Annotated in this window: 24 protein-coding genes and 1 pseudogene; 19 read left to right on the forward strand and 6 right to left on the reverse strand. The window is 60.9% G+C overall.

Translation table 11 applies throughout. From position 1 onward, the window contains the following. The first annotated feature begins 48 nt into the window (after nucleotides 1-48). The 5 genes and pseudogenes from CQ041_RS06350 to CQ041_RS06370 form a co-directional block, all read left to right on the forward strand. Entirely contained in the window at nucleotides 49-1,017 is a 969-nt protein-coding gene (locus tag CQ041_RS06350) for a hypothetical protein (RefSeq protein WP_105521614.1), read from the forward strand. 195 nt (nucleotides 1,018-1,212) lie between these two features. Next, nucleotides 1,213-1,461 (forward strand): CsbD family protein, encoded by a 249-nt coding sequence (locus CQ041_RS06355; RefSeq protein WP_105521615.1) that lies wholly within the window; start codon nucleotides 1,213-1,215, stop codon nucleotides 1,459-1,461. Between the two features lie 337 nt (nucleotides 1,462-1,798). Next, on the forward strand, nucleotides 1,799-2,281 hold the full coding sequence (locus CQ041_RS06360; RefSeq protein ID WP_105521616.1) for a DUF4019 domain-containing protein: 483 nt from the start codon (nucleotides 1,799-1,801) through the stop codon (nucleotides 2,279-2,281). 176 nt (nucleotides 2,282-2,457) lie between these two features. Further along, nucleotides 2,458-3,666, forward strand: coding sequence for a multidrug effflux MFS transporter (locus CQ041_RS06365; RefSeq protein WP_105521617.1), 1,209 nt, complete (start codon nucleotides 2,458-2,460; stop codon nucleotides 3,664-3,666). Between the two features lie 75 nt (nucleotides 3,667-3,741). After that, nucleotides 3,742-3,846, forward strand: a pseudogene (locus tag CQ041_RS06370) (NAD(P)-dependent oxidoreductase); the annotation flags it as partial. Between the two features lie 22 nt (nucleotides 3,847-3,868). Here CQ041_RS06370 and xerC read toward each other — a convergent pair. Next, nucleotides 3,869-4,783, reverse strand: a complete 915-nt coding sequence (gene xerC, locus CQ041_RS06375; protein WP_105521618.1) for a tyrosine recombinase XerC — start codon at nucleotides 4,781-4,783, stop codon at nucleotides 3,869-3,871. 231 nt (nucleotides 4,784-5,014) lie between these two features. Here xerC and CQ041_RS06380 point away from each other — a divergent pair, with 231 nt between their 5' ends. After that, nucleotides 5,015-5,506 (forward strand): hypothetical protein, encoded by a 492-nt coding sequence (locus CQ041_RS06380; RefSeq protein WP_105521619.1) that lies wholly within the window; start codon nucleotides 5,015-5,017, stop codon nucleotides 5,504-5,506. Nucleotides 5,507-5,554: 48 nt separating this feature from the next. On the opposite strand, the gene CQ041_RS06385 is transcribed toward CQ041_RS06380, so the two are convergent. Continuing rightward, a complete protein-coding gene (locus tag CQ041_RS06385; RefSeq protein WP_105521620.1) occupies nucleotides 5,555-6,349 on the reverse strand; it encodes a M949_RS01915 family surface polysaccharide biosynthesis protein in 795 nt (264 codons plus the stop codon). A 354-nt stretch (nucleotides 6,350-6,703) separates the two neighbouring features. On the opposite strand from CQ041_RS06385, the gene arnC reads away from it, so the two are divergent. From arnC to CQ041_RS06440, 11 genes are all read left to right on the forward strand, one after another. Further along, entirely contained in the window at nucleotides 6,704-7,735 is a 1,032-nt protein-coding gene (arnC, locus tag CQ041_RS06390; RefSeq protein ID WP_105521621.1) for an undecaprenyl-phosphate 4-deoxy-4-formamido-L-arabinose transferase, read from the forward strand. Next, nucleotides 7,732-9,723, forward strand: a complete 1,992-nt coding sequence (gene arnA / locus CQ041_RS06395; RefSeq protein ID WP_105521622.1) for a bifunctional UDP-4-amino-4-deoxy-L-arabinose formyltransferase/UDP-glucuronic acid oxidase ArnA — start codon at nucleotides 7,732-7,734, stop codon at nucleotides 9,721-9,723. The genes arnC and arnA overlap by 4 nt, the downstream gene beginning before the upstream one ends. After that, nucleotides 9,723-10,607, forward strand: coding sequence for a 4-deoxy-4-formamido-L-arabinose-phosphoundecaprenol deformylase (gene arnD / locus CQ041_RS06400; RefSeq protein WP_105521623.1), 885 nt, complete (start codon nucleotides 9,723-9,725; stop codon nucleotides 10,605-10,607). Before arnA ends, arnD begins: the two co-directional genes overlap by 1 nt. Continuing rightward, nucleotides 10,604-12,259: a lipid IV(A) 4-amino-4-deoxy-L-arabinosyltransferase gene (gene arnT, locus CQ041_RS06405; RefSeq protein WP_105521624.1), complete on the forward strand. Its 1,656-nt coding sequence runs from the start codon at nucleotides 10,604-10,606 to the stop codon at nucleotides 12,257-12,259. The genes arnD and arnT overlap by 4 nt, the downstream gene beginning before the upstream one ends. Then, a complete protein-coding gene (gene arnE, locus CQ041_RS06410; RefSeq protein ID WP_105521625.1) occupies nucleotides 12,256-12,603 on the forward strand; it encodes a 4-amino-4-deoxy-L-arabinose-phosphoundecaprenol flippase subunit ArnE in 348 nt (115 codons plus the stop codon). The genes arnT and arnE overlap by 4 nt, the downstream gene beginning before the upstream one ends. Continuing rightward, complete coding sequence (arnF, locus tag CQ041_RS06415) at nucleotides 12,600-13,001, forward strand: 4-amino-4-deoxy-L-arabinose-phosphoundecaprenol flippase subunit ArnF (RefSeq protein ID WP_105521626.1); 402 nt, start codon at nucleotides 12,600-12,602, stop codon at nucleotides 12,999-13,001. The genes arnE and arnF overlap by 4 nt, the downstream gene beginning before the upstream one ends. Then, nucleotides 12,998-14,377, forward strand: coding sequence for a UDP-glucose/GDP-mannose dehydrogenase family protein (locus CQ041_RS06420; RefSeq protein ID WP_105521627.1), 1,380 nt, complete (start codon nucleotides 12,998-13,000; stop codon nucleotides 14,375-14,377). The genes arnF and CQ041_RS06420 overlap by 4 nt, the downstream gene beginning before the upstream one ends. Nucleotides 14,378-14,380: 3 nt before the next feature. After that, nucleotides 14,381-16,000, forward strand: a complete 1,620-nt coding sequence (locus CQ041_RS06425; RefSeq protein ID WP_105521628.1) for a glycosyltransferase family 39 protein — start codon at nucleotides 14,381-14,383, stop codon at nucleotides 15,998-16,000. A 196-nt stretch (nucleotides 16,001-16,196) separates the two neighbouring features. Beyond that, nucleotides 16,197-16,907, forward strand: coding sequence for an HPP family protein (locus CQ041_RS06430; RefSeq protein WP_105521629.1), 711 nt, complete (start codon nucleotides 16,197-16,199; stop codon nucleotides 16,905-16,907). 141 nt (nucleotides 16,908-17,048) lie between these two features. Beyond that, on the forward strand, nucleotides 17,049-18,152 hold the full coding sequence (locus CQ041_RS06435; RefSeq protein WP_105521630.1) for an enoyl-CoA hydratase/isomerase family protein: 1,104 nt from the start codon (nucleotides 17,049-17,051) through the stop codon (nucleotides 18,150-18,152). A gap of 3 nt (nucleotides 18,153-18,155) precedes the next feature. Further along, nucleotides 18,156-19,307, forward strand: a complete 1,152-nt coding sequence (locus tag CQ041_RS06440) for an acyl-CoA dehydrogenase family protein (RefSeq protein ID WP_105521631.1) — start codon at nucleotides 18,156-18,158, stop codon at nucleotides 19,305-19,307. 118 nt (nucleotides 19,308-19,425) lie between these two features. Here CQ041_RS06440 and CQ041_RS06445 read toward each other — a convergent pair whose 3' ends face one another. From CQ041_RS06445 to CQ041_RS06460, 4 genes are read right to left on the reverse strand one after another with little or no spacing between them, the layout of a single operon-like run. Beyond that, on the reverse strand, nucleotides 19,426-20,199 hold the full coding sequence (locus CQ041_RS06445; RefSeq protein WP_105521632.1) for an enoyl-CoA hydratase: 774 nt from the start codon (nucleotides 20,197-20,199) through the stop codon (nucleotides 19,426-19,428). 11 nt (nucleotides 20,200-20,210) lie between these two features. Next, a complete protein-coding gene (locus CQ041_RS06450; protein WP_105521633.1) occupies nucleotides 20,211-21,338 on the reverse strand; it encodes an acyl-CoA dehydrogenase in 1,128 nt (375 codons plus the stop codon). A 12-nt stretch (nucleotides 21,339-21,350) separates the two neighbouring features. After that, nucleotides 21,351-22,535 carry an acetyl-CoA C-acyltransferase gene (locus CQ041_RS06455; RefSeq protein ID WP_105521634.1) on the reverse strand — a complete coding sequence of 395 codons (1,185 nt, stop codon included), beginning with the start codon at nucleotides 22,533-22,535 and terminating at the stop codon, nucleotides 21,351-21,353. A 12-nt stretch (nucleotides 22,536-22,547) separates the two neighbouring features. Continuing rightward, the gene (locus tag CQ041_RS06460; protein ID WP_105521635.1) at nucleotides 22,548-23,315 is read right to left on the reverse strand and encodes an SDR family NAD(P)-dependent oxidoreductase; all 768 of its coding nucleotides are present in this window, start codon (nucleotides 23,313-23,315) and stop codon (nucleotides 22,548-22,550) included. Nucleotides 23,316-23,519: 204 nt separating this feature from the next. Here CQ041_RS06460 and CQ041_RS06465 point away from each other — a divergent pair, with 204 nt between their 5' ends. Both CQ041_RS06465 and CQ041_RS06470 read left to right on the forward strand, forming a co-directional pair. Continuing rightward, nucleotides 23,520-24,413, forward strand: coding sequence for a bestrophin family protein (locus CQ041_RS06465; RefSeq protein ID WP_105521636.1), 894 nt, complete (start codon nucleotides 23,520-23,522; stop codon nucleotides 24,411-24,413). A 75-nt stretch (nucleotides 24,414-24,488) separates the two neighbouring features. After that, nucleotides 24,489-25,547 (forward strand): tetratricopeptide repeat protein, encoded by a 1,059-nt coding sequence (locus CQ041_RS06470; RefSeq protein ID WP_105521637.1) that lies wholly within the window; start codon nucleotides 24,489-24,491, stop codon nucleotides 25,545-25,547. The last annotated feature ends 95 nt before the right edge of the window (nucleotides 25,548-25,642 follow it).

Consider the following 25,642-nt stretch of genomic DNA (forward strand, 5'->3'; position numbering starts at 1 on the left):
AGGATAAGGCACAACGGCTTGCTCCTATAACTCGTAAAGGGCGTCTGTATGACCACTGTCTATGATACCAATCGTACGTTATTCCGCGTGTCCTGGAGTTCCGTATTGGCCGGTAGCGCAATTGCTCTGGTGACTTACGTAGTGCTTAGCGTTCTGGGAACTGCTATTGGTGCCAGCGCGGTGTCCCCGATGCAAGCTGGCAATCCGCTCAGTGGTTACGGCACGGGTGCTGGAATTTGGTTGTTCGTTTCCACTCTGGTGGCAATCGGGGTCGGAGCTTTTGTGTCTGGGCGCACTGCACCAGATCGCGGCGGTTTACATGGTTTACTGACTTGGACAGTTACAACCTTACTCACGACTTGGCTGTTGGCCGGCCTGGCTGCAGGCGTGGTTGGAACTGCTGGCTCTGTAGTTGGTAAAGGTCTGTCGACTGCAGGTGCCGGCATCGCAGCTGCGGCTCCTGGTATAGGTGATAGCGTCAAAAAGCAATTGAACGAACAAGGTGTTCAACTGGATTGGAACAGCCTTCAGGGTGAGTTGGAAACGCTGTTGAAGCAGAGTGGAAAACCAGAATTGGCCCCAGAAAATATGGAGCAAAAAGCGGATCAAGCTGCCGCAGATGGCAAGCAATCAGCTTCCAACGCAGCCACTGATCCTGCCCAAGCAGGTGATCAATTGAAGCAGTGGTTTGAGCGTGTAAAGGCTTCCGGTGAGCCGGCGCTTAACGCTGCGGATAAAGAGGCCCTAGTCAATATTGTTGCTGCCCGCACCGGCAAGAGTAAGGAGGAGGCGACTCAGATCGTTGATAACTACGCTCAGGCCTATCAGCAAGCAATGCAGAAGTTCGAAGAGCTGAAACAACAAGCTGAGCAAAAGGCGCGTGAAGCTGGAGAAATCGCTGCCAAACAAATCTCCCGCGCAGCCTGGAGCACTCTGGCATTGCTGTTATTGGGTGCTGCTCTAAGCTTCTTTGTCGGTCGCGTGGCACTGACCAACCGCCGCATTCCTACAGCTTGATTTGGATCATAGGAGGAGGGCGGCGAGGATGCCGCTCCTCTCCGTCTTGGCAACTTCGGCAAAGCTAGGCTCCTACTATTTGTTGCGATTGAACCAACCACCTGGACGCCGTACCTGAGTCTGTGCGAGCAATTCCAGTTTGCTTAGTCAGGAAATTTTGAGTTCCCCCCATTTACAGAGAAGGTTCGAACGATCATGAAAAGTGAACAGGTAGAAGGTGTCGCAGAAAAACTAGCCGGCAAGGCACAGAGCACGGTCGGGAAATTGCTAGGTGACTCGACGCTAGAAGCTGAAGGCGCTGGACGCCAAGCTGCCGGTCAGTTGACACAAACCTATGGTGATGCACTCGACAGCGTGTCCACATTTGTCAAAGAGAAGCCAGTTGCCGCACTGGCAATCGGTGCTGTTGCTCTACTCGTGCTCAAGAGGTTGCTGAGTCGCTGAACATCAGTAGCTTGAATGTGGTTTCCCTCGTACTCCTTGGAGTTCCGTAGCCAGAAGTACGAGGGTGTCAGGTCGACGGTCTTTTCGGCGGTCAGGAGGGAATCCATGGTTATTTTTACTTCAGAGCACTTGAGGGGTATAGATAGTCGCGCAATCAGTCACCTAACAATACGCGATTTAACATAATATACATTATGCGTAATAACCTCATGCGCGCTCAGGGCCAGTGTCCAGCAGATTTCAAACCGGGTTATCCCGAATTCAGCCATGCCCATGGCGTCGATCCGATTCTTCATCTTTACTCGCTCCATGGACGCCGTCCCTCACGAGATTTCGCATGAAGCCACTCGCCGCCGTGCTGCTGTCGTTGTTGCTGCTGTCAGGCTGTGATGTCAATAACGCTGCGCCAAAGATCATCGCGGATGATCCTGATACCGAACAGCAACAGCACCAAGTGTTCGATGCTACGGTAGCGTTCTTGCATTTGCTGGATGACGGCAAGGCCGATCAGACTTGGTCGGTGGCCAGTCCATTGCTCAAGGCCTCGACGTCCGAGTTTGTCTGGGCCAACGGTATCAAGGCGTTGCGTCTGGGCTTGGGTGCCTATGTGGAACGAAAATCGGCGAATATCGGCTTTACCTCCCAGATGCCTGGCGGGCCTGCCGGCAACTATGCGGTCGTGGAATGCGTGACGACATTCGCCACCGGACCTGCCACGGAAAAAGTAGTATTTCGAGAGGAAGGCAATCAATGGCGGGTGGTGGGCTATTTCGTGAATAAACGCATCATCTTGAGCGGTGATTCCACTGAAACGCCCTGACCTGCCAACGCTGACCCCTTTCAGTCGCTTGCGCCAACCTGCAAATATAATATAACTAAACTAAATGACTATTTAGTTTAGTTATATTAAGCAGGCGTTCAATTCTCGCCACGTCAGTTTGCGGATTTGCGCGGATCCCTTAAGCTGACCGACCTTTGCTTCACCCGGAATTGCTCATGTCTCGAAGTATTGCCCACCTCGCCCTGCTGCTGGGCTTGATCACGGCCGTTGGCCCGTTTGCCATCGACATCTATCTGCCTGCACTGCCCACGCTCGGCACCAGCCTGAACGCGTCGCCGGCTGCGGTGCAGATGAGTTTGATCGTGTTTTTTATCATCATCGGCGTGTGCCAGCTGTTCTACGGACCGATCAGTGACGTGTTTGGCCGCAAGCCTCCTATCTATGTCGGGTTGGTGATTTTTGCCCTCGGCAGCATCGGCTGTGCGCTGGCCCCGACCATCGAAGTGTTGATCGGCTTTCGTGCTCTGCAAGCCTTCGGTGCCTGTGCCGGCATGGTGATCCCCCGGGCGATTGTGCGTGACCTGTACACCGGCCATGAAGCCGCTCGCCTCATGGCCTTGCTGATGCTGGTGATGAGTGTTTCGCCGATTCTCGCACCGCTGGCCGGTAGCCTGGTGATCTCGCTGTGGAGTTGGCGCGAAGTGTTCGCCGTCCTTGCCGTGGTGTCGCTGGCATGCCTGGTGATGACCGCCGTGCAACTTCCCGAAACCCATCCTGCGGAGCGACGTTTGGGCAAGACCCTGGGCAGTGCATTCGGCAGTTACGGTGCTTTACTGCGCGACCCGGTATTCAAAGGGTTAGCGGTAGTCAGCGGGTTTGGGCTGGCGACGTTTTTTGTGTTCATCGGCAGCGCACCTTTTGTGTATATCGAGCATTACGGCCTGACCCCCACGCAATTCAGCCTGGGATTTGCGCTGAATGCCGCGTCGTTCTTTACCATGAGCCAGCTCACTGCACGCCTGAGTGCGCGCTTTGGTCTACCGCCGCTGATTCGCTGGTCGGTGATCGCTGTGGCGGCGGTCATGGCCTTGCTCGCGCTCACCACCCTGTGGGTCGACAGCCTGGTGGTGATGATGACCTTGCTGTTTATCGGCTTCGGTTTTCTCGGCCTGTTGCTGCCGGCGGCCGGTGTGCTGTCGCTGGAGGATCATGGCGCGGTGGCGGGTTCTGCATCGGCGCTACTGGGGGCGATCCAAATGATCACCGCTGCGGGGTCCATGGCCCTGGTCGGGATTTATGCTGATCACACCCCTGCCCCCATGCTGATCGGCATCGCGCTGTGTGCAATTGCGGCGATGCTGACGGGGATGTGGACCCTGCGTCGTTTGCCGGCGCACCTGGCCAGCGCCCCGCCCTCCTCCTGAGGCGCTGGCTCAGGCCTGACGTAACCACTCGTCGGGCCTGGCCGGGATCCGTTACAACTATCCCGGCCGTGCGAAAAAATCGAGCCGTACCCGGACTGTGGTGAACAGAGCTACAAAGGTTCTGGCCGCCTGGCCAACAAGACCGCGTTGATCACCGGCGCTGACAGCGGCATCGGGCAACACGCGACAAATCGCCGATCACTTACAAGTCGAAGCGGTCCACGGCGCGGCGGCGTTCATTGTCGTCGCGCACGTCATAACTGGCGGTGGTCTGGATATTGGTGTGGTGTGCCAGCTTCTGCGCAATCGACAGATCATGTTCCTCGATCACCCGCGTAATGAACGAACGTCGGAAATCATGCGGCATGATTTTCACCCCAACCTGTTCACCGCGCTGGCGGGCGATGTAGTAGATCGCGTGCTTGGTGATGCGCTCGCGGGTGATATGGCTGCCCCGGCGGATGCGATTGAACAGGAAACTGTCGTCCGGCTCGCCTTCCTTGAGGTGTTCGCGGCGAAATGCCAGCCACGCCTGCAGCTTGGCGAAGGCCCAGTCTGGCGCGTACTTGAGCAGCTCTTTGTTGCCCTTGCCGATCACCCGCAGGCTGCGTTGCTCAAAATCGACCTGCGCCAGGTCGAGGTTGACCGACTCCGACTTGCGCATGCCCGAACCATACAAAATGCCAATGACGGCTGCGTCCCTCAGCCCTTGGGGCCTAGGGTCGGCAGCGCAGACCTCCATCAACTCGCGGATCAAGCTGCGACGTAGATTACGTCCCTGGCCCAGACGGGTTCCAGTGGCGGCCTTGACCGTACGCATGCGCAACAGATGTTCCTGGCTGATCAGGCTCATGCGCCAGGCTTCGTTCATGACCCCACGCACCGCATTCACATACAGCGATGACGTGTTCGGCGCGTAGCCATCCTCGCGCAAAGCGGCCACCAGGGCGATCACCTGTTCAGGTTGCAGCAGGTGCCAGTCGATGTCTTCGAGGTTGATGTCTTCATAGCCCAGGCGGTCGGCAGCGTCCTGTAAGACGTAGCGCATGGTCAGTTGGCTGGAGGGTGCCAGGCGGGTGAGATAGAGGGTCAACGGGTTGCGGATGGACTCAGTCAAGGGAGATCAGCCTGTGGATTAAATACACCCATCTACCGGTTGTTAAATAGACATATTTGCAAGAAATTCGAATCTGAAGTCTAGCAAAGGATGGGCTTCAGACCAAACCCTGGGATGAATCAGACGGATCGGCGTCGTTACAAAGCCTTATCCGATAAAGCGCCTCCGCGCCGCTCATTAAGATCAGTGGGCCATACATGTCATTTTTCACTCACCCCTGGAGCTGAATTCATGCCCATCGACAATCCTACTTCACGTTACCAGACTCATAATTCCTACGCTGACAAACGCGCCTCCATTGCGCCGGACCAGCCGCCCAGCTACCAATCAACCGCCAATCCACCGTCTTACTACGCTGCCGTCCAAAAGCCGTCCATTCCAAATCCATCCCATCCCAATTACAGCCAGAACCACAAAAACGCCACCGTGCTGGACAACAAAATCGAGCAAGTGGAACGGTGGTCTCACAAATACCCTGAAGCAGCCAAGGGCGAGCAAACCGGACCGCTGCGCCAATCGATGGCAGGGTTTCGCGAGGAGGTCGCACAAGGTCGGCAGAACAGCCCAGCAGCCATGCAACACGCCAATAACGCTAACAATCAGCTACAGGCCATGGTCAGCATGGCCGAGAGCGGAATCAAGAACAGTTCAGTCGGCTCACCGGTCCTTCGCCAAAACCTCGAGCTGTATAGTGAAGTTGAAAGAATGCAGGGCAAAAGATAACCACAGGCGTTCACTCGAAGACCGCAGGCTGATGCAGTGGCGTTCTAACTAGGGTTCTTCCTCGCTGTCCTGCAGCGACGTTTGCGCCCAGTTCTCATCTTGTTTCTGCATCAGCGCGAACCAACTGGCGCGCATGAAACCCAAATAAGGCGCGGGCGCATCCGCGAAATCCCGCTCATCGCTGTAGCAACCGGGCAGGGGCAACTCTGTCCCCTGCTCCTTGTACTGGCTGACCAGTGCCTGTTGCCCGGCCACGCTGCAATCCTTTGGCAACGGCATGCCGCGCAGCGCACCGGCCTCCTCGTCCCACCAGGCGGCGCCGTAGCGGTCAAGGCCACGCAGGCGGTACTTCTCGGATTTGCCGGCATGCATGATCAGCTTGAATTCATTCGGGCTGACATCGCTGGTGCAGGTGCGCGAATAACCGACCGTGGCCTGGGTGAGGCCATCACCGGTCAGGTCGGTGACCTGGGTCGCGGCCATGTCGAAGCGCAGGGATGCGTCGAACTCGCAATGCTGTACGTCGTCGTAGAGCATCCACACGCGCTTGGGGCGATTGCCATCGATCAGGTATTGGGCGGCATATACAAACGCCGACTGGCTGCCATCATCCTCACGTTCGCTGACCTGCTCGGCCAACACCAGCAGATTCTTACCCTGGCGATCGTCCCACGTGTAGGCGGCGACCTGCTTGCCGCGCACTTCCACGCCTTCCGGTACCTGGTCGACACGCGTGAGTGCCACGCCTTCATCGGCCCTTACCGTGGTCACACACGCCACGCTCATCAACAACCCCATCACTACTGGCCGCCACTGGCCGCGCAAACGCTGCTCGTTCTTCATCCGATCACCCTGCCAACAGAGGCCGTACTTTACCGACACTTGCACCCCCCTGCAGAGAAGATTCTTCAATAAAGTTGCGCGGCTAAACGAATCCTGGCGGGCCTTAGTTGTCTAGCTGAACCCTGGCTGTCTGGTGCTCAAATAAACGAGTTTTTCATCCGGCTTTCATATCTGTTCCACATTTTTGCGCTTAACCTTGAACACAGTACTTGAGAACAATCCGCGCTACACCGGCTAACCTGTTGATAATGCTTTAGCTTTAGCGACGATCTGAACGATCCGGACTAGACTTTCGCTCCATGAATACTGCTGTTTGCACGCGCCAAGTTGCTCTAACCCCGAGGTCATGAATCTTTGAAACCCTACCCTATTCATTGTGTGTCGATCGTTATCCCGGTCTACAACGAACAAGAGAGCCTGCCTGAATTGCTGCGCCGCACCTCCGCAGCGTGCAAGCAACTGGCTTACGAATACGAAATCATCCTGGTGGATGACGGTAGTCGCGACAACTCCGCCCAATTGCTCGAAGACGCCGCAGCGGAAACGGGCAGCAACGTGGTGGCAGTCATCCTCAACCGCAACTACGGCCAGCATGCAGCGATCATGGCCGGTTTCGAACAATGCCGGGGCGACGTGGTGATCACGCTCGACGCCGACCTGCAAAACCCGCCAGAAGAAATCCCGCGCCTGGTAGAGCAAGCCGCCCTCGGCTACGACGTGGTCGCCACCGTGCGCAACAATCGCCAGGACTCGGCCTTTCGCCGCTGGCCTTCGCGCCTGATCAACCTGGCCGTGCAACGCTCCACCGGCGTCGCGATGAGCGACTATGGCTGCATGCTGCGCGCCTACCGCCGCACCATCGTCGACGCCATGCTGGCCTGCCGTGAGCGCAGCACGTTCATTCCGATCCTCGCCAACGGCTTCGCCCGCCACACCACGGAGATCCTGGTGCACCACGCCGAGCGTGAGCACGGCGAGTCCAAATACAGCGCCATGCGCCTGATCAGCCTGATGTTCGACCTCCTCACCTGCATGACCACCACCCCCCTTCGCCTGCTCTCCATCGTTGGCTTCAGCCTGGCGGCGCTGGGCATGCTGTTTGCGTTTGCGCTGATCGTGTTGCGCCTGGCCTTCGGCGCCGACTGGGCGGGTGATGGCCTCTTCGTGTTGTTCGCGGTGCTGTTTGTGTTCACCGGCGGCCAATTCATCGGCATGGGCCTGCTGGGTGAATACCTGGGCCGCATGTACAGCGACGTGCGGGCCCGCCCGCGCTTCTTTATTGAAAAAGTGCTGCGCAACCAACCCGCCGCACCGGCTCCGGTCGTCGTCGTTGACGGCCTGGCTTCGTCCTCTACCTCTACTTCCAGCGATCAGGTCCCGTCATGAGTTCAAAAGCTGTTGTATTTGCCTACCACGATATTGGCTGTGCAGGTATTGAAGCCCTGCTGAGCAGCGGCTATGACATTGCGGCGGTGTTCACCCATGCCGATGATCCCAAGGAAAACAACTTCTACGGCTCCGTCGCCCAACTGTGCGCCCGCAACGGCATCCCTGTGCATGCCCCGGAAGACGCCAACCACCCGCTGTGGGTCGAGCGCATCGCCAAGCTCAACCCGGATTTCATCTTCTCGTTCTACTACCGCAACCTGCTGAGCGAGCCGCTGCTGGCCACCGCCAAACAGGGCGCATTCAACTTGCATGGCTCGCTGTTGCCCCGATACCGTGGCCGCGCGCCCGCCAACTGGGTGTTGGTCAACGGCGAGACCGAGACCGGCGTGACCCTGCACCGCATGGTCAAGCGTGCCGATGCCGGCGCCATCCTCGCCCAGCAAACTGTGCTTATCGAGCGCAGCGATACTGGCCTGAGCCTGCATGCCAAATTGCGCGACGCCGCCGTCAGCCTGCTGCGTGATGCCCTGCCCCAACTGGCAGCCGGCAAGCTGAGTGAAACCGCCCAGGATGAGCGCCTGGCCACCACCTACGGCCGCCGCAGCGCCGCCGACGGGAAGCTTGAGTGGAAGCAACCGGCTGAAACGCTGTTCAATCTGGTTCGCGCCGTGACCCAGCCGTACCCGGGTGCTTTCTGCGCCGTGGGCGAACACAAGCTGATCGTGTGGCAGGCCGAAGTCGCCAAAGGCAACGAAGGTCTGGCGCCGGGCCGGGTGATCAGCGTCAACCCGTTGCGCATCGCCTGCGGTGAAGACTCCCTGGTGATCACGTTTGGCCAGCGCAACGACAACGGCCTGTACCTGGCCGGCCCTGCGCTAGCCAATGAACTCGGCCTGGTGGATGGCTCGGTATTGCGGGGCGCCGAATCCGGGCGCAAGCCGCGCCGCACCCGCGTGCTGATCCTCGGCGTGAACGGTTTTATCGGTAACCACTTGTCCGAGCGCCTGCTGCGTGACGACCGCTACGAAGTCTACGGTCTGGACATCGGCTCCGATGCCATCGAGCGCCTGCGCAGCCACCCGAACTTCCATTACGTGGAAGGCGACATCAGCATCCACACCGAGTGGATCGAGTACCACATCAAGAAATGCGACGTGGTGTTGCCGCTGGTGGCCATCGCGACGCCAATCGAATACACCCGCAACCCGTTGCGCGTGTTCGAACTGGACTTCGAAGAAAACCTCAAGCTGGTGCGCTACTGCGTCAAATACAACAAGCGCGTGATCTTCCCGTCGACCTCCGAAGTCTATGGCATGTGCCAGGACCAGTATTTCGACGAAGACACCTCCAACCTGGTCGTGGGTCCGGTCAATAAGCAACGCTGGATCTACTCGGTCTCCAAGCAACTGCTGGACCGCGTGATCTGGGCCTACGGCGACAAAGGCCTGAAGTTCACCCTGTTCCGTCCGTTCAACTGGATGGGCCCGCGCCTCGACCGCCTCGACTCGGCGCGTATCGGCAGCTCGCGCGCGATCACCCAATTGATCCTCAACCTGGTGGAAGGCACGCCGATCCGCCTGTTCGACGGTGGCGAGCAAAAACGCTGCTTCACCGACATCGCAGACGGCATCGAAGCCCTGGCACGCATCATTGATAACGACAATGGCGTGTGCGACGGCCAGATCATCAACATCGGCAACCCGGAAAACGAAGCCAGCATCCGCCAATTGGGCGAAGAGCTGCTGCGTCAGTTTGAAGCGCACCCGTTGCGCGGCAATTTCCCGCCGTTCGCCGGTTTCCGTGACGTCGAGAGCAAGGCGTTCTACGGCACCGGTTACCAGGACGTGGCGCACCGCAAACCGAGCATCGACAACGCCAAGCGCCTGCTCGACTGGGAGCCGAGCGTGGAAATGAGCGAAACCATCGGCAACACCCTGGACTTCTTCCTGCGTGAAGCCATGCTGGAATTGGCGGACAAGCACTGATGCAGGCAGGTCTTCGCATTGACGTCGACACCTACCGTGGCACCCGCGAAGGTGTGCCGCGGTTGCTTGAGTCCCTGGATGAAGCCGGGGTGAAAGCAACGTTTTTCTTCAGCGTCGGCCCGGATAACATGGGGCGCCACCTGTGGCGCCTGATCCGCCCGCAATTCCTGTGGAAGATGCTGCGCTCCAATGCCGTCGGGCTGTATGGCCTGGATATCCTGCTGGCCGGCACGGCCTGGCCGGGCAAGCCGATTGGCCGTGACCTGGGGCACCTGATGCGCCAGGCCAAGGCCGCCGGGCATGAAGTGGGCCTGCACGCATGGGACCACCATGGCTGGCAGGCCAACGCCGGGCGCTGGAGCGAGGTCAGGCTGGTCGAGCAGATTCGCCGTGGCGTCGACACCTTGAGCGATATCCTGGGGGAACGGGTGGAGTGTTCAGCGGCCGCCGGCTGGCGTGCCGATGAACGTGTGGTGCAGGCCAAGCAAGGCTTCAACTTCCGCTACAACAGCGATTGCCGAGGCACCCGCCTGTTTCGTCCGACCCTGGCCGATGGCAGCGCGGGCACCCCACAGATTCCGGTCGACCTGCCGACCTTCGACGAGGTCGTCGGGCCGGTGCTGGCGGCCAAGGATTTCAATCAGTTCATTCTTGACCGCTTCAGCGAATCAACCCTCAACGTCTACACGATCCACGCAGAGGTAGAAGGCATATTGATGGCCAACGATTTTCGCCAGTTGCTGGCCCTGGCCGGGCAGCGCGGCATTGAGTTCACACCGTTGGGCGATTTGCTGCCCGCCGACCTGACCACCCTGCCCCAGCAACACCTGGTGCGCGGCGCCCTGAGCGGGCGCGAGGGGTGGCTTGGCGTGCAGCAAGCATGATCCGCCGTTGGGCGCTGCCCCTGCTCCTGCTGGCGTTTGTCGCGGTTTACCTGTTACCGCTGATGACCCATGGCCTGTGGATTCCGGATGAAACCCGCTACGCGCAGATCAGCCAGGAAATGCTGCTGACGGGCAAGTGGGCATCGCCGCACTTCATGGGCATCCGCTATTTCGAAAAACCCGCAGCAGGCTACTGGATGATCGCACTGGGCCAGGCGGTCTTCGGGCAGAACCTGTTCGGCGTGCGTTTTGTCTCGGCGTTGAGTTCGGGCCTGAGCATCCTGCTGGTGTACCTGATGGCCCGGCGGCTGTGGAATGACCCACAGAAAAGCCTGGTCTGCAGCGTGCTGTACATGAGTTTTGTCAGCGTCGCGGCCTTGGGGGGCTATGCCAACCTGGACCCGCAGTTCACGTTCTGGGTCAACTTGACCGGTGTGGCGCTGTGGTTCTGTTTTGACAGCAGCACCCACCGTGGCCGCCTGGGTGCGTGGGTGTTGCTGGGATTCGCCTGCGGCATGGGGTTCATGACCAAGGGTTTCCTGGCGTGGCTGCTGCCGGTATTGATCGCCCTGCCCTACGCCCTCTGGCAAAAACGCTTTCGCGAGTTGGTCGGCTATGGGGTGGTTTGCGTAGCAGTGGCCGTTATCGTCAGCCTGCCGTGGGCCCTGACAGTGCATCTGCAGGAGCCCGACTACTGGCATTTCTTCTTTTGGCACGAGCATATCCAGCGCTTTGCCGGGGAGGACGCCCAGCATGCCGAACCGTTCTGGTACTACCTGCCGCTGCTGGTCGCCTTCTGCCTGCCGTGGATGGCGTTGCTACCGTCCACTGTCCGGCATGCCTGGCTGAACAAGCGCCGCACCGACATCGGTTATATCCTGCTGTGGCTGTTGATGCCGCTGGCGTTTTTCAGCCTCGCCAAGGGTAAGTTGCCCTCCTACATCATGCCCTGTCTGTTGCCGTTGGCCCTGCTGATGGGCAATAGCCTCGCAGACAAACTGGGCCAAGGGCACTATCGGGCCTTGCGCCTCAACGGTTGGCTGAACCTGGTGCTGGGTGTGCTGGTATTGCTGGGGTTGAGCTGGTTTCAACTGAACAGACCGGTGTACGGGCACGGGCAGGAAACCCTCAGCCTGGTGCTGGCGGTCGTGGTGTTGCTTGGCTGGATCGTCGCCAATCTGCTGCAAGGCGTCAGGCCCCTGCGTTTCTGGGCCGCGCCGGTGGTTGGCAGTTGGCTGATGGTGGCCCTGCTGCCGGCCGCCTTGCCCCATTCGGTGGTGTACAACAAGACCCCGGATCAATTCATCATCGATCACCTGCCGGAGTTGCAGCCGGCGACGGCGTTGCTCAGCAATGACCTCGGTGCGGCATCGGCGCTGTCCTGGCGTCTGGGGCGTCCGGACGTCACGCTCTACAACACCATTGGCGAAGTGAAGTACGGCCTCGCCTACCCGGATGCAGCCCACCACAAGGTCAATACCGCCCACGTCCAGCAATGGATGAGCGAAGCGCGGCAAAAAGGCTCGGTCGGTGTGGTGATGCGGGTCAAAGGTGACGATGAAATCGCCGAAGTGGCCCTGCTGCCCACTGACGGGCAGCGCTATGAGCAAGGCAACCTGGTGATTCTGATCTTCCCGCAGGTGACGCCATGATCACCTTGCTGCTGTTGTTGGCCGCATGCCTGCTGACCTGTGCGGGCCAGGTTGCGCAGAAATTCGCGGTGGAAGGATGGCGCGACCTGCCCGACGGCTGGGCGCCGAAGCTGCACTCGCCGTGGTTATGGGCCGCGCTGCTGTGCCTGGGCCTTGGCCTGCTGGTGTGGCTGCTGGTGTTGCAGCGCCTGGAAGTGGGCATCGCCTACCCCATGCTCGGCCTGAATTTCGTACTGGTCACCCTGGTGGCGCGCTTTGTTTTCAAGGAGCCCATCGACCGCCGTCACTGGCTGGGCGTGGTGCTGGTGATCGCCGGCGTCGCGCTGCTGGGACGCCAGGTATGAGCCGCGTCCAAGGCTTCGCCCTAGCCCTGGGCAGTGTCGCGTTGGTGAGTGCGGCGCAGTTGGGCATGCGCTGGAGCATGACGCGCCTGCCGCTGCCCACAGAATGGCTGAGCGCGCAGATCGACCTAAGCGCCCTTGGCGTGGTGATGCTGGCGATCTGCGCCTACGCCCTGTCGATGCTGTGCTGGCTCGGCGCACTCAAACACCTGCCGCTGGGCCGTGCCTATTCGCTGCTGAGTATCAGCTACGCGCTGGTGTACCTGCTGGCTGCCTGCCTGCCGGTGTTCGACGAACATTTTTCCGTTTCAAAAACCCTGGGGGTGGCGCTTGTCATCCTCGGTGTGCTGGTAATCAACTCCCGCCGTGCTAGCGCGACAACGCCCAGGAATGCCCCATGAAAATCAGTGTATTTGGTAGTGGTTACGTTGGCCTGGTGCAGGCCACTGTACTGGCTGAAGTCGGTCACGATGTCATCTGCATGGATGTCGATCAGGACAAGGTTCGTCAGTTGCAACAGGGCCACGTGAGCATTTTCGAGCCTGGGCTGGCGGCAATGGTCAAGGAGAACCTGGAAAGCGGCCGCCTGCGGTTTACGTTCGAGGAGAAGCTCGCGGTGCAGCACGGTGAAGTGCTGTTTATCGCCGTGGGCACGCCTTCGGATGAGGACGGTTCGGCCGACCTTAAATACGTGCTGTCGGTGGGCGATGCGGTGGCCCGTCACCGTGTCGAACCGGTGATCCTGGTGGAGAAATCCACGGTCCCGGTGGGTACCGGTGATACGTTGCGCGCCCACATCGAAAAAGCCCTGCGCGTCGCGGGCCGGTACCTGGCGTTCGATATCGTCTCCAACCCGGAGTTTCTCAAGGAAGGTTCGGCGGTCGCTGACTGCCGCCGTCCCGACCGCATCATCATCGGTTGCGAGCGCGAGGAAGTGCGCGACGTGATGCGCGACCTCTACGCCCCGTTCAACCGCAACCATGACCGCATCATCTTCATGGACCTGCGCAGCGCCGAACTGACCAAATACGCGGCCAACTGCATGCTGGCGACCAAGATCAGCTTTATCAACCAGATTGCCGAGCTGGCCGAGCACCTGGGCGCGGACATCGAATCCGTGCGCCTGGGCATCGGCGCCGACTCCCGCATTGGCTACCACTTCATCTACCCCGGCTGCGGCTACGGCGGCTCGTGTTTCCCCAAGGACATGCGCGCGCTGATCCACAGCGCCAAGCAGGCCAACTGCTCCAGTGACCTGTTGGAAGCGGTAGAAGCCATCAACCAGCGCCAGAAGAGCAAGCTGTTCGAGCGTATCAACGCATTCTTCAAGGGCAATCTGCGGGGCAAGACCTTTGCTCTCTGGGGCCTGGCGTTCAAACCCAACACCGATGACATGCGCGACGCCCCCAGCCGTGTGCTGATGGAAGCCCTTTGGGCGGCCGGTGCCAACGTGCGGGCCTTCGACCCGGAGGCCATGCAGGAAACCCAACGGTTGTACGGCGACGAAGCGCGCCTGATGCTGATGGGCACGCCGGAATCGACCCTGGCAGGCGCCGATGCGCTGATCGTCTGCACCGAATGGCAGCAATTCAAGGCGCCAGACTTCGACCTGATCCACCAGCGCCTGAAGACCCCGGTGATCTTTGACGGCCGCAACCTCTATGACGGCGAGCGCCTGTCGCGCAAGGGTTTCCAGTACTTCCCTATGGGACGTGGCGACTCCTGCCAATTGCCGATTCCCCAGCAGCAGTGGCTGCCTCAGGTGGTGGAAGCCTGAGACGTGGACAACGCCCGGCCGCCCTTGCTGAGTGCCATCGTTCGTCGTCAGTCTCTCGGCCTGGGCGTGCTGGGTTTATTGCTGTTCATTGCCGGTAGCTGGCACCAGTCAATCATCGGTTTCGACTCGCGGTTTGTCCTGTTCGCCCAAGAGATGTTGCGCCATGGGCCGGGATTTTTTCCCACGACGTATGGGCAGCCCTACGCCGATTATCTGGCGACCTCCACCCTGCTGACCTGGCTGCTGTCGTTGCCGCTGGGCCAGGTCACCAGCCTGACCGCATGGTTGCCAACGGCGATGGCCTCGGCGCTGATCGTCACCCTGGTGTATCGCCTGACGGCACCCTATTCCACCCGTTGGGGCCTGCTGAGTATCGCGGTGCTGTTGCTGAGCAGTACGTTCATCAGCGAAACCCGTGCGGTGTCCCTGGACCAGATGCTCGCCGCCGTCACCCTGGCGGTGTTTTACCTGGGATATGCCCACGATCACTTTGGCGCCGGCAAACGCCTGCATTGGGTGTATCTGCTGCTGATTATCGGTTTTGCGATTCGTGGGCCGATCGGCCTGGTGGTTCCCGCTGGCGTGCTGTGCAGTTATTACCTGATCAACCGACAATGGCGCCCGCTGCTCGGCTTCGGACTGATCGCCCTGGCGCTGCTGGTGGCCTGCGTAGGCCTGCTGTTGCTGATGGCCAAGCTCAGTGGTGGTGAACGCTTCATGCAGGACGTGATCCGCATGCAGTTCCTGGGGCGCATGGATGGCAGCGAAGGTTCTGGCAGCGTGCTGTATTACTTCATCAGTTCCCTGGGCAATTACGCCTTGGCCTACCCTGCGGCGCTGCTGGTGTTACTGGCACTCGCTATCGGCCGACCGGTTCCGGATCCTGCCGTGCGGTTGGTGCTGTATTGCGCGGGCGCGGGGTTGCTGGTGATGCTGGGGCTGTCGATTCCCCAAGCCAAGAAGGCGCGGTACATCCTGCCGATGCTGCCGATGGCGGCGATCATTGCTGCGTACCCCTTCCAGGCATCAAGGGGGCGCCTGTTCGCCTGGCTTCGCGGCCTCCTGCTGGGCGTCTGCACGCTGCTGCCGGCGCTGATGATCGGCGGCCTCGTCTACGCCCGCGGCCGCTATCCTGCGCAGTTGAACGGGCTGGGCCAGGTGTTCGGCCTGCTCGGCGCTTTGCAGGCCGTGGCGCTGCTCTCGCTGTGCAGCGCGCGCCTGCGTCTGCTGGTACCCGCCTTTGCAGGTGTGCTGGCGGTGTGGGCGAGCTATATCCTGGTGGTTGAGCCGCTGCAACGCAGCCTCTACGATACCCGCACCTTTACCCTGCAGGTTCACCAACACGTGACGCAGGATCCGGCGCCGTTGGTGTTGCATGGGCTGGGCAAGGATGCCAAGGCGATCAAGTTCATGGTCAATCTTGCGTGTGATCAAGTGCCACTGTTCACGCGGCAGGCCGGCGACCTCACGGCCATCCCAACGCCCGCCTGGGTGGTGATGAGTGCGGCAGATTTCGAGGCCTTGCCAGCGCCACGCTTTCGGACCCTCACGCCGAGCCTCTCCGGCGAGTTCGACCACAACGCATACGTGCTCCTTCATCTGGTGAAACAGCCAACGCCTTGAATCCAGGGTTTTCTCAAGCTAAACGCGGTTGAATCCATTATTTTTGCATTCAAGCCTCATTAATATGCATTGGCGTCGCGTTACTTCACGCGGCACACTGCGATCGTTCCTCCCCCAACCGTTGGAACGTTTCAAGGGCTTCTCCGGGCAACCAGACGAGCCTTTTTTTTGCCCGCCATTTATGGATCTGTTCTCGATGCTCGCTCGCTGGAAACCTGCTGCAATCAATACCCGCCCGTCGGAATGGAGCCGCGCCGCCATCGGCATGGCGCTGGGCACAATGCTCAGTGTCTGGCTGTGCGCGCAAGTGTTCGGAATGGAGGTTGCCTTGCATTTGCTGGGGCCCCTGGGTGCTTCGGCGGTATTGTTGTTTGCGGTGTCTTCAGGCGCGTTGGCGCAACCCTGGTCGATCATCGGCAGCTATTTGTGTGCAGGCATCGTCGCGCTCCTGGTGGCACGGGTGCTGGGGCGCACGCTCGGCAGCGCCTGCCTGGCGGCCGGCATGACCGTCGTGCTGATTTGCTGGTTGCGCTGCCTGCACCCACCCGCCGGCGGCCTGGCCATGACGCTCGTCCTGGCCGATCCAGCCTCGGCAGCCCTGGGCTGGCACGAATTGGGTGCAGTACTGCTCGGCGCGGGCACCTTGCTGGCCAGTGCACTGGCCTATAACAACGCCACCCGCACACGCTACCCGAAAGGCGCCGCTGAAGCTGCACCGGTCCTGATGGGCGTGGCGCCTGCGCCTGCCGACCCGGCCATTACCGCCGTCGACCTGAAGCGGGCGCTGGCGGAAATGGAGCAGTTCTACGACATAGCCCCCACGGAGCTGGAGCAATTGATCCACACCGCAGAAAACCATGCCAGACGCCGCAGCATCGGCGAGGTGCTGGCCAGTCGAGCCGCCTGAGGGCCTCGCCGGCCTGCTGCATTAATGCAAAAACGACCTGCATGATTGACGGTTGTACTGGGCAAATTTGCACTGGTACGATCGCGAGATAGTTCGTTCACGAACTTCTGGATAAAGAACAATAAAAGCAGGGAGTTAGAGATGACTGCTCAGGTTTCATCCGAGGCAAGCCGTGCCGAAACAATTCAGTTTGACGTGGTTGCCCAGGTACGCAACCACATTGGCCACCTCACCCTCAATCGCCCCGCCGGCCTGAATGCCCTCACCTTGGACATGGTCCGCAGCCTCACCGAACACCTGCGGTCCTGGGCTGACGATCCTTCGGTGTACGCCGTGGTGCTGCGTGGTGCGGGAGAAAAAGCTTTCTGCGCCGGTGGCGACATTCGCTCCCTCTACGACAGCTTCAAGAACGGCGAACGCCTGCACGAAGACTTCTTCGTCGAAGAATATGCACTCGACCTCGCCATCCATCACTACCGCAAACCGATGCTCGCGCTGATGGACGGCTTTGTGCTGGGCGGCGGGATGGGCCTGGTGCAGGGCGCCGATCTGCGCGTGGTCACCGAGCGCAGCCGCCTGGGCATGCCCGAAGTGGCTATCGGGTACTTCCCGGATGTCGGCGGCAGTTATTTCCTGTCACGCCTTCCCGGCGAGTTGGGCACCTATCTTGGGGTGACGGGCGTCCAGATTCGCGCCGCCGACGCCCTGTACTGCGGGTTGGCGGACTGGCACCTGGACAGCGGGCGACTGGCCGAGCTGGATCAGAAGCTCGATCACCTGCAATGGCGTGTTTCGCCGCTCAAGGACCTGCAAGGCGTGCTCGCCAAGCTGGGTGTGCAGCAACTGCCCGATGCGCCGTTGGCCACGCTGCGCCCGGCCATCGACCACTTCTTCGCACAGCGCGACGTGGCGAGCATTGTCGAGCAGCTGCAGGCGGTCACGGTCAATGGCAGCCATGAATGGGCGTTGGCCACGGCAGAGCTGATGTTGACCCGCTCCCCGCTCGCCATGGCGGTCACCCTGCAAATGCTGCGCCGCGGTCGGCACCTGCCGCTGGAGCAATGTTTCGCCCTGGAATTGCATCTGGACCGCCAGTGGTTCGAGCGCGGCGACCTGATCGAAGGCGTGCGCGCGCTGATCATCGACAAGGACAAGACCCCACGCTGGAACCCGCCCACCCTCCACGGGCTCGCCGAAAGCCACGTCGAGAGCTTCTTCCAAAACTTCGAGCAGGTTGGGAGCTAAGCCATGCAAGATATTGAATACACTGAAGAACAAGTAATGATCCGCGACATGGCACGCGACTTTGCCCGTGGTGAAATTGCCCCGCACGCCCAAGCCTGGGAAAAAGCCGGCTGGATCGACGACGCCCTGGTGGCGAAGATGGGCGAACTGGGGCTGTTGGGCATGGTGGTGCCGGAAGAATGGGGCGGTACCTACGTTGACTACGTGGCGTATGCGTTGGCCGTGGAGGAAATCTCCGCCGGTGACGGCGCTACCGGTGCACTGATGAGTATCCACAATTCAGTAGGTTGCGGCCCGATTCTCAACTACGGCACCGATGAACAGAAGCAAACCTGGCTGGCGGATCTCGCCAGCGGCCAGGCGATCGGCTGCTTCTGCCTGACCGAACCCCAGGCCGGCTCCGAAGCCCACAACCTGCGCACTCGCGCCGAACTGCGCGACGGTCAGTGGGTCATCAACGGTGCCAAGCAATTTGTAAGCAATGGCAAGCGGGCCAAACTGGCCATCGTGTTCGCCGTGACCGATCCCGACCTGGGTAAAAAAGGCATCTCGGCGTTTCTGGTGCCCACCGACACCCCTGGATTCGGGGTTGACCGAACTGAACACAAGATGGGGATTCGTGCGTCTGACACCTGCGCGGTCACCTTCAACCAGTGCACGGTGCCCGAAGCCAATCTGCTGGGCGAACGCGGCAAAGGCCTAGCCATCGCCCTGTCCAATCTGGAAGGGGGCCGAATCGGCATCGCCGCCCAAGCCCTTGGCATTGCCCGCGCAGCGTTCGAGGCGGCGCTGGTTTATGCCCGTGACCGTGTGCAGTTCGACAAGGCGATCATTGAGCACCAGAGCGTGGCCAACCTGTTGGCAGACATGCAAACCCGTCTGAATGCCGCTCGACTGCTGATCCTGCACGCCGCGCGCCTGCGCAGTGCCGGCAAACCTTGCCTGTCGGAAGCCTCCCAGGCCAAGCTGTTCGCCTCGGAAATGGCCGAGAAGGTGTGCTCGTCAGCCATGCAGATACATGGCGGTTACGGTTACCTGGAAGATTACCCGGTGGAGCGTTACTACCGGGATGCACGGATCACCCAGATCTACGAAGGGACCAGCGAGATTCAGCGGATGGTGATTGCGCGAGAGCTGAAAAACTACCCACTCTAAAAGTGTGGGCGCTGGCGGGCCCGCGAAGGCGGTGGGTCAGCCAGCCGTTTCATCGACTGATACACCGCCTTCGCAGGCAAGCCAGTACACAGGGTGTTCCACGGTGTCCTGAAGCGGGTTACTGGTCCTTGAAGGCCGGGGTGCGTTTGGCGACGAATGCCGCCATGCCTTCCTTCTGGTCCTGGGTGGCGAACGCGGCATGGAACACCCGGCGTTCGAAGCGCACGCCTTCGGACAGGCTCACTTCAAACGCACGGTTGACGCTTTCCTTGACCATCATGCTGATGGGCACCGACTTGCCGGCGATCAGGGCGGCAACTTTCAGTGCTTCTTCCAGCAGCTCATCGGCCGGCACGATCCGCGCAACGATGCCACAGCGCTCGGCTTCCACGGCATCGATGAAACGCCCGGTCAGGCACATTTCCATGGCTTTTGCCTTGCCCACCGCACGGGTCAGGCGCTGAGTGCCGCCCATGCCCGGCAATACGCCCAGGTTGATTTCCGGCTGGCCAAACTTGGCGCCGTCACCGGCCAGGATAAAGTCGCACATCAGCGCCAGTTCGCAGCCGCCACCGAGGGCAAAGCCGTTGACGGCGGCGATGATCGGCTTGCGACGATTGGCGACACGGTCACTGTCGCTGAACAGGTCGTCCAGGTAGATCTGCGGGTAGGTCAGCTCGGCCATTTCCTTGATGTCGGCGCCGGCGGCGAAGGCTTTCTTTGACCCGGTCAGCACCACACAGCCGATTTCCGGGTTGGCTTCCAGGCCGTCCAGCGCGTGGTTCAATTCGCTGACCAGTTGCGCGTTCAAGGCGTTCAGGGCCTGGGGACGGTTGAGGGTGATCAGCCCGACACGGCCCTGGACGTCGAGCAAAAGGGTTTCATAACTCATGTATCGGCTCCTTAGAGATTGCGTGAGATGACCATGCGCTGGATATCGCTGGTACCTTCATAAATCTGGCAGACCCGCACATCGCGGTAGATCCGCTCCAGCGGGAAGTCGCTCAGGTAACCGTAACCGCCGAGGGTTTGCAAGGCGGCCGAGCAGACTTTTTCGGCCATTTCCGAGGCGAACAGCTTGGCCATGGAGGCCTCTACCAGCGCCGGCTTGCCGCTGTCGCGCAGCGCGGCGGCGTAATGCACCATCTGCCGCGCCACGGCGATCTGCGTGGCCATGTCCGCGAGGCGAAAGGCCACGGCCTGGTGCTCGATCAAGGGTTTGCCGAAGCTTTCCCGTTCGCGCGCATAGTCACGGGCAGCTTCGAAGGCCGCGCGGGCCATGCCCACCGATTGGGAGGCAATGCCAACGCGGCCGCCTTCGAGATTGGCCAGGGCAATTTTGTAGCCTTCACCCTCCTCGCCCAGGCGATTGACCGCTGGCACCTTCAAGTCCTCAAACAGAATCTGGCAGGTGTCGGAGGCATGCTGGCCGAGCTTGTCCTCGACCCGCGCCACGCTGTAGCCCGGCGAGTCGGTGGGGACGATGAATGCACTGATGCCGCGCTTGCCGGCGGCCGGGTCGGTCACGGCAAACACAATCACAATGCCCGCGTTTTGCCCGGAAGTGATGAACTGTTTGCAGCCGTTCAGTACGTAATGGTCGCCCTCACGCCGCGCACGGGTCTTGAGGCTGCTGGCGTCAGAGCCGGCCTGGGGCTCGGTCAAGGCAAAGGCGCCGAGCATCGCGCCGCTGGCCAGGGGTTTGAGGAACTGCTCTTTCTGCAAGTCATTGCCGAACGTGAGGATCGGCACGCAACCCACCGAGTTGTGCACGCTCATGATGGTGGAGCAGGCACCGTCGCCGGCGGCGATTTCTTCAAGGGCCATGGCGTAGGCGAGGTAGCCCGTATCGCAACCGCCCCACTGCTCCGGCACCAGCATGCCGAAAAAGCCCAGCTCGGCCATTTCACCGATGGCCTCTTTGGGAAACCGGTGTTCGCGGTCCCACTCGGCCGCGAAGGGTTTGAGGCGCTCCTGGGCAAATTGCCGGGCCGCGTCGCTGATCTGCAGGTGTTCGTCATTGGGCAACATGGTCAGGTGTCCTTAATACAGGCATTCGACAGCCATGGCCGTGGCTTCACCACCGCCGATGCAAATGGCGGCAACGCCGCGCTTCAGACCTTTCTGGCGCAGGGCCGAGAGCAGGGTCACCAGGATCCGTGCGCCGGAGGCACCAATGGGATGCCCCAAAGCACAGGCGCCACCGTGGATGTTGACCTTGGCGTGGGGGATTTCCAGCGTGCTCATCGTCACCAGGCTGACCACCGCAAAGGCCTCGTTGATCTCGAACAGGTCGACGTCACCGAGGCGCCAGCCAGTCTTGCTCATCAACTTGCGGATCGCACCCACCGGCGCCACCGGAAACAACCCGGGCTCATCGGCGAAGGCAGCATGCCCGTGGATCACTGCCAGGGGCGTCAGGCCGCGCGTCTGCGCCTCGGACTGGCGCATCAGCAGCAACGCCGCTGCACCGTCGGAAATCGAGCTGGAATTGGCGGCGGTGACGGTCCCGCCTTCGCGAAAGGCCGGCTTGAGGCTGGCGATCTTGTCCAGCTTGGCCTTGGGCGGCTGTTCGTCATGCAGGATGGTTTTCTGTTCTTTACCGACAGTGACCTGCACCGGGACGATCTCGGCGGCAAAGCTGCCGTGGGCTATCGCTTCCTGGGCACGGGTGAGCGAGGCAATCGCGAAGGCGTCCTGGGCTTCACGACTGAAACCGTTCAAACCGGCGCAATCTTCAGCAAAGGTGCCCATCAGGCGGCCCTTGTCGTAGGCATCTTCGAGGCCGTCGAGGAACATGTGGTCGAGCACCCGGCCATGCCCCATGCGGTAACCGCTGCGGGCGCGGTCCAGCAAGTACGGCGCGTTGGACATGCTTTCCATGCCGCCGGCGATCACCACGTCGACGCTGCCAGCCAGCAGTGAGTCATGGGCCAGGATCGCCGCCTGCATACCTGAGCCGCACATCTTGTTGAGGGTGGTGCAGCGTGTGGATTTGTCCAGGCCGGCGCCGAGGGCAGCCTGACGCGCCGGCGCCTGGCCGATGCCGGCGGGCAGGACGCAGCCAAACAGCACTTCGTCCACGGCATCCGCAGCGATACCGGCGCGCTCAACCGCCGCACGAATGGCCGCAGCGCCGAGTTGTGGCGCGGTCAGGCTCTGGAGCTCGCCCTGGAAGCCGCCCATGGGCGTGCGTACAGCGCTGACAATCACGATGGGATCGGTCATGGAAAATCCTCCTTACCTGGCGGCCATGCGCAAGGCGCCGTCAAGACGGATCACCTCGCCATTGAGCATGCTGTTTTCAATGATGTGGCGCACCAGCGCGGCGTATTCGGCGGGCTTGCCCAGGCGTGGCGGGAACGGCACGCCAGCTGCCAGGGAGTCGCGCACTTCGGGGGTCATGCCGGCCATCATCGGGGTTTCGAAAATGCCTGGGGCGATGGTCATGACGCGGATGCCGAAGCGCGCCAGCTCACGGGCTGCGGGCAACGTCAGGCTGGCAATCGCGCCCTTTGAAGCCGCATACGCGGCCTGGCCGATCTGTCCGTCGAATGCCGCCACTGAGGCGGTGTTGATGATCACGCCGCGCTCGCCGTCGGCATTCGCTGCGGTCTCGGCAATGGCCGCCGCTGCCAGGCGCAGCAGGTTGAAGCTGCCGATCAGGTTGACGTTGATCACCTGGGCAAAGCTGGCCAGCGCATGGGGGCCGTTCTTGCCGAGTATTTTTTCGCCGCGCACCACGCCTGCGCAGTTCACCAGCCCGTGCAGGCCGCCGAACGCTGCGACGGTGGCCTGCACGGCCGCTTCGGCCGCGGCTTCCTGACTGATATCAGCGACGGTGCTGCGGGCGCTGTCGCCGAGCTGCATGGCCTTGGCCGCAACCGCGTCGGCGTTCAAGTCCACCAGCATCACCTTGGCGCCTGCGGCCACCAGCATTTCAGCCGTCGCCGCACCGAGGCCCGAGGCGCCGCCGCTGACCAGAAAAACCTTGTGCTCGATCTGCATTGTTATTGTTTCCTTTTTTCGATGCGATTCAGGCAAATAGTCGCGCCAGAGCGGTGCAGCAGCAATGGTCAAAGCCGCCAACATGGCTGACTGGTTTGGCCAGTCATCGATCCCACTGATCAACCAGTCAGCTCAAGCAATTGGACGCTGACGAGCCGAGCTTCTAACCTGAAGGACTGCGCCACCCTGGAAGTACTCTGCTCAATGATAGTCCGCCCCAAACCCAACCTCCTTGGCATCCTGTTTTCCCTCAAGGGCTCGATTGCCAAGCGCATTGCCCTGCGCAGCCTGCTGGTGACCTTGCTCGCCTCGGTGATCGTGCTGGTGGAGACGCTGCACCCGGCGTACTTCTCCAAGGTCAACGCCACGCCTTTCACGCTGTTGGGACTGTCGCTGTCGATTTTCATGAGTTTTCGCAACAACGCCTGCTATGACCGCTGGTGGGAGGGCCGCAAGCAGTTGGGGCAAATGATTATTGAGGTGCGCTCACTGATACGCGAAACCCAAGTGTTGAATGACCCGTTGGAGCGCGCTGGCCTGCTGCGGGGCGCGTGCGGTTTTGCCCATGGCCTGATCGCCCGTCTACGCCATGAGGATGAGGCCCGGGCGATCCAGCCCTGGGCGCCAGTGACGGGCGGCCACCCCAACCTGCCCGATCGCATACTGCAGGACCTTGGTGCGCGTTTTTCCCGATATGCCGAGCAGGGCCTGATCAGTGAATGGCGCTACACCCAATGGGAAGTCCGATTGGTGGGCTTGAGCCAGGTGCAGGCTGCCTGTGAGCGCATCAAAAGCACACCGCTGCCCTTCCCCTACACCCTGCTGTTGCACCGCACCATTTACCTGTTCTGTATCCTGCTGCCGTTTGCCATGGCTGAGCCCCTGGGCTGGCTCACACCCGTGTTCACTGCCATCGTCAGCTACACCTTCTTCGGTCTGGATGAAATCGGCGATGATTTGGAGGACCCGTTCGGCTTCGACGAAAACGACCTGCCCTGCAATGCCATCCTGCGCACGCTGGAGCGTGAGGTTCTCGCCGCCCTCGGCGAAACGGAGCTGCCGCCGGCCCTGGAACCGGTGGACTACGTACTCACTTGATACAGGTTTGACACTCGCCGTGGTCTGACCGAAGCTGATGGCTTTGCACTAGCTGCCCAGCTTTCGGACGCCTGCATGTCAAAGTCACGCCGTTACTCCATCATCGGCCTGTGCGCCCTGTTGTTTGTTGCATTGATCACCTGGTATTTCTACCGCGCCACCCCAGTGGTCGTGCCCGCCACCGTTGCCCATGGTTATTCCAAAGCGTTAAAACAGGCGCGCAACGGCGAACCGGGTGCAGCGCGGGTGCTGTACCAGCAATTGGGCCGGCCAGACCTGTCACCGGAGCGCCGCGCCGCCTTGCACGCTGAATTACCCCATTATCCGAGCCCCCAGGCGTTGAAGTTGGCCGACAAGGACCTCGCCAGCGACTCGCCGCTGGTTCGCGAGGCGGCGATTCACAGCATTGTCGGCCTGGTGCCCACCGGCCAGCGCACCCTCTTGCTCGGCCCGGTGCTGGATGATCCGGAGCAGAGCGTGCGCTTCGCCGCCGCCAATGCTTTGCTCGGCTTGTCGCCGGACATCCTGGGCCTGTACTTCGGGCCCTTGCAGCAGGTGCTGGACGAATACGTCAAAACCCTCAAGGCTCAGCCCGAAACCGCCGAGGGCTGGATTCAACTGGCGCGCCTGTACATTCACAGTGCGCTGTTGCCCGATGCACAGCATGCCCTTGCACAGGCCATGCGCCTGGAACCGGACAACCTGCAAGCCGGCGTGGCGCAGATCGAACTGCTGGACAAACAAGGCAAGAGTGAAGAGTCCCGCCAACTGCTGGCGCGTCAACTGGCGGCGCATCCGGAATCGGCCTACCTGCAACATGCCCTTGGCCTGTGGCTGCTCCATCATGGCGAGCGGCCTTATGCCCTGCTCGGGCTGTCCAAGGCCGTGGAACTGGAACCGGACAATCAGGATTACCGCTACGACCTGGCCACCACCCTGCACGCCCAGCAGGAACTGGAAGCAGCCCAGCGCCAGTTGGAAGAAATCATCCAGCGCCACCCGGCCAATCGCAAGGCACGTGTGCTGTTGATCAACTACTGGAAGGAAAGCGGCCAACTGCAGAATGTGCAGGTCCTGCTGGCACAGCTGGAACAACAGAATCCGGACGATCCGGCCCTGCAACAGGGTTTGTAATTAATTTGCCACTATCCATCTTGTAAATCGCCTCTGGAAATGTACAAATTTAACAAAGCGTTGAACGGCTGCAGGGCGCCACGGTCAAGAGAATA

The organism is Pseudomonas sp. MYb60, from assembly GCF_002979555.1.
Classification (GTDB): Bacteria; Pseudomonadota; Gammaproteobacteria; order Pseudomonadales; family Pseudomonadaceae; genus Aquipseudomonas.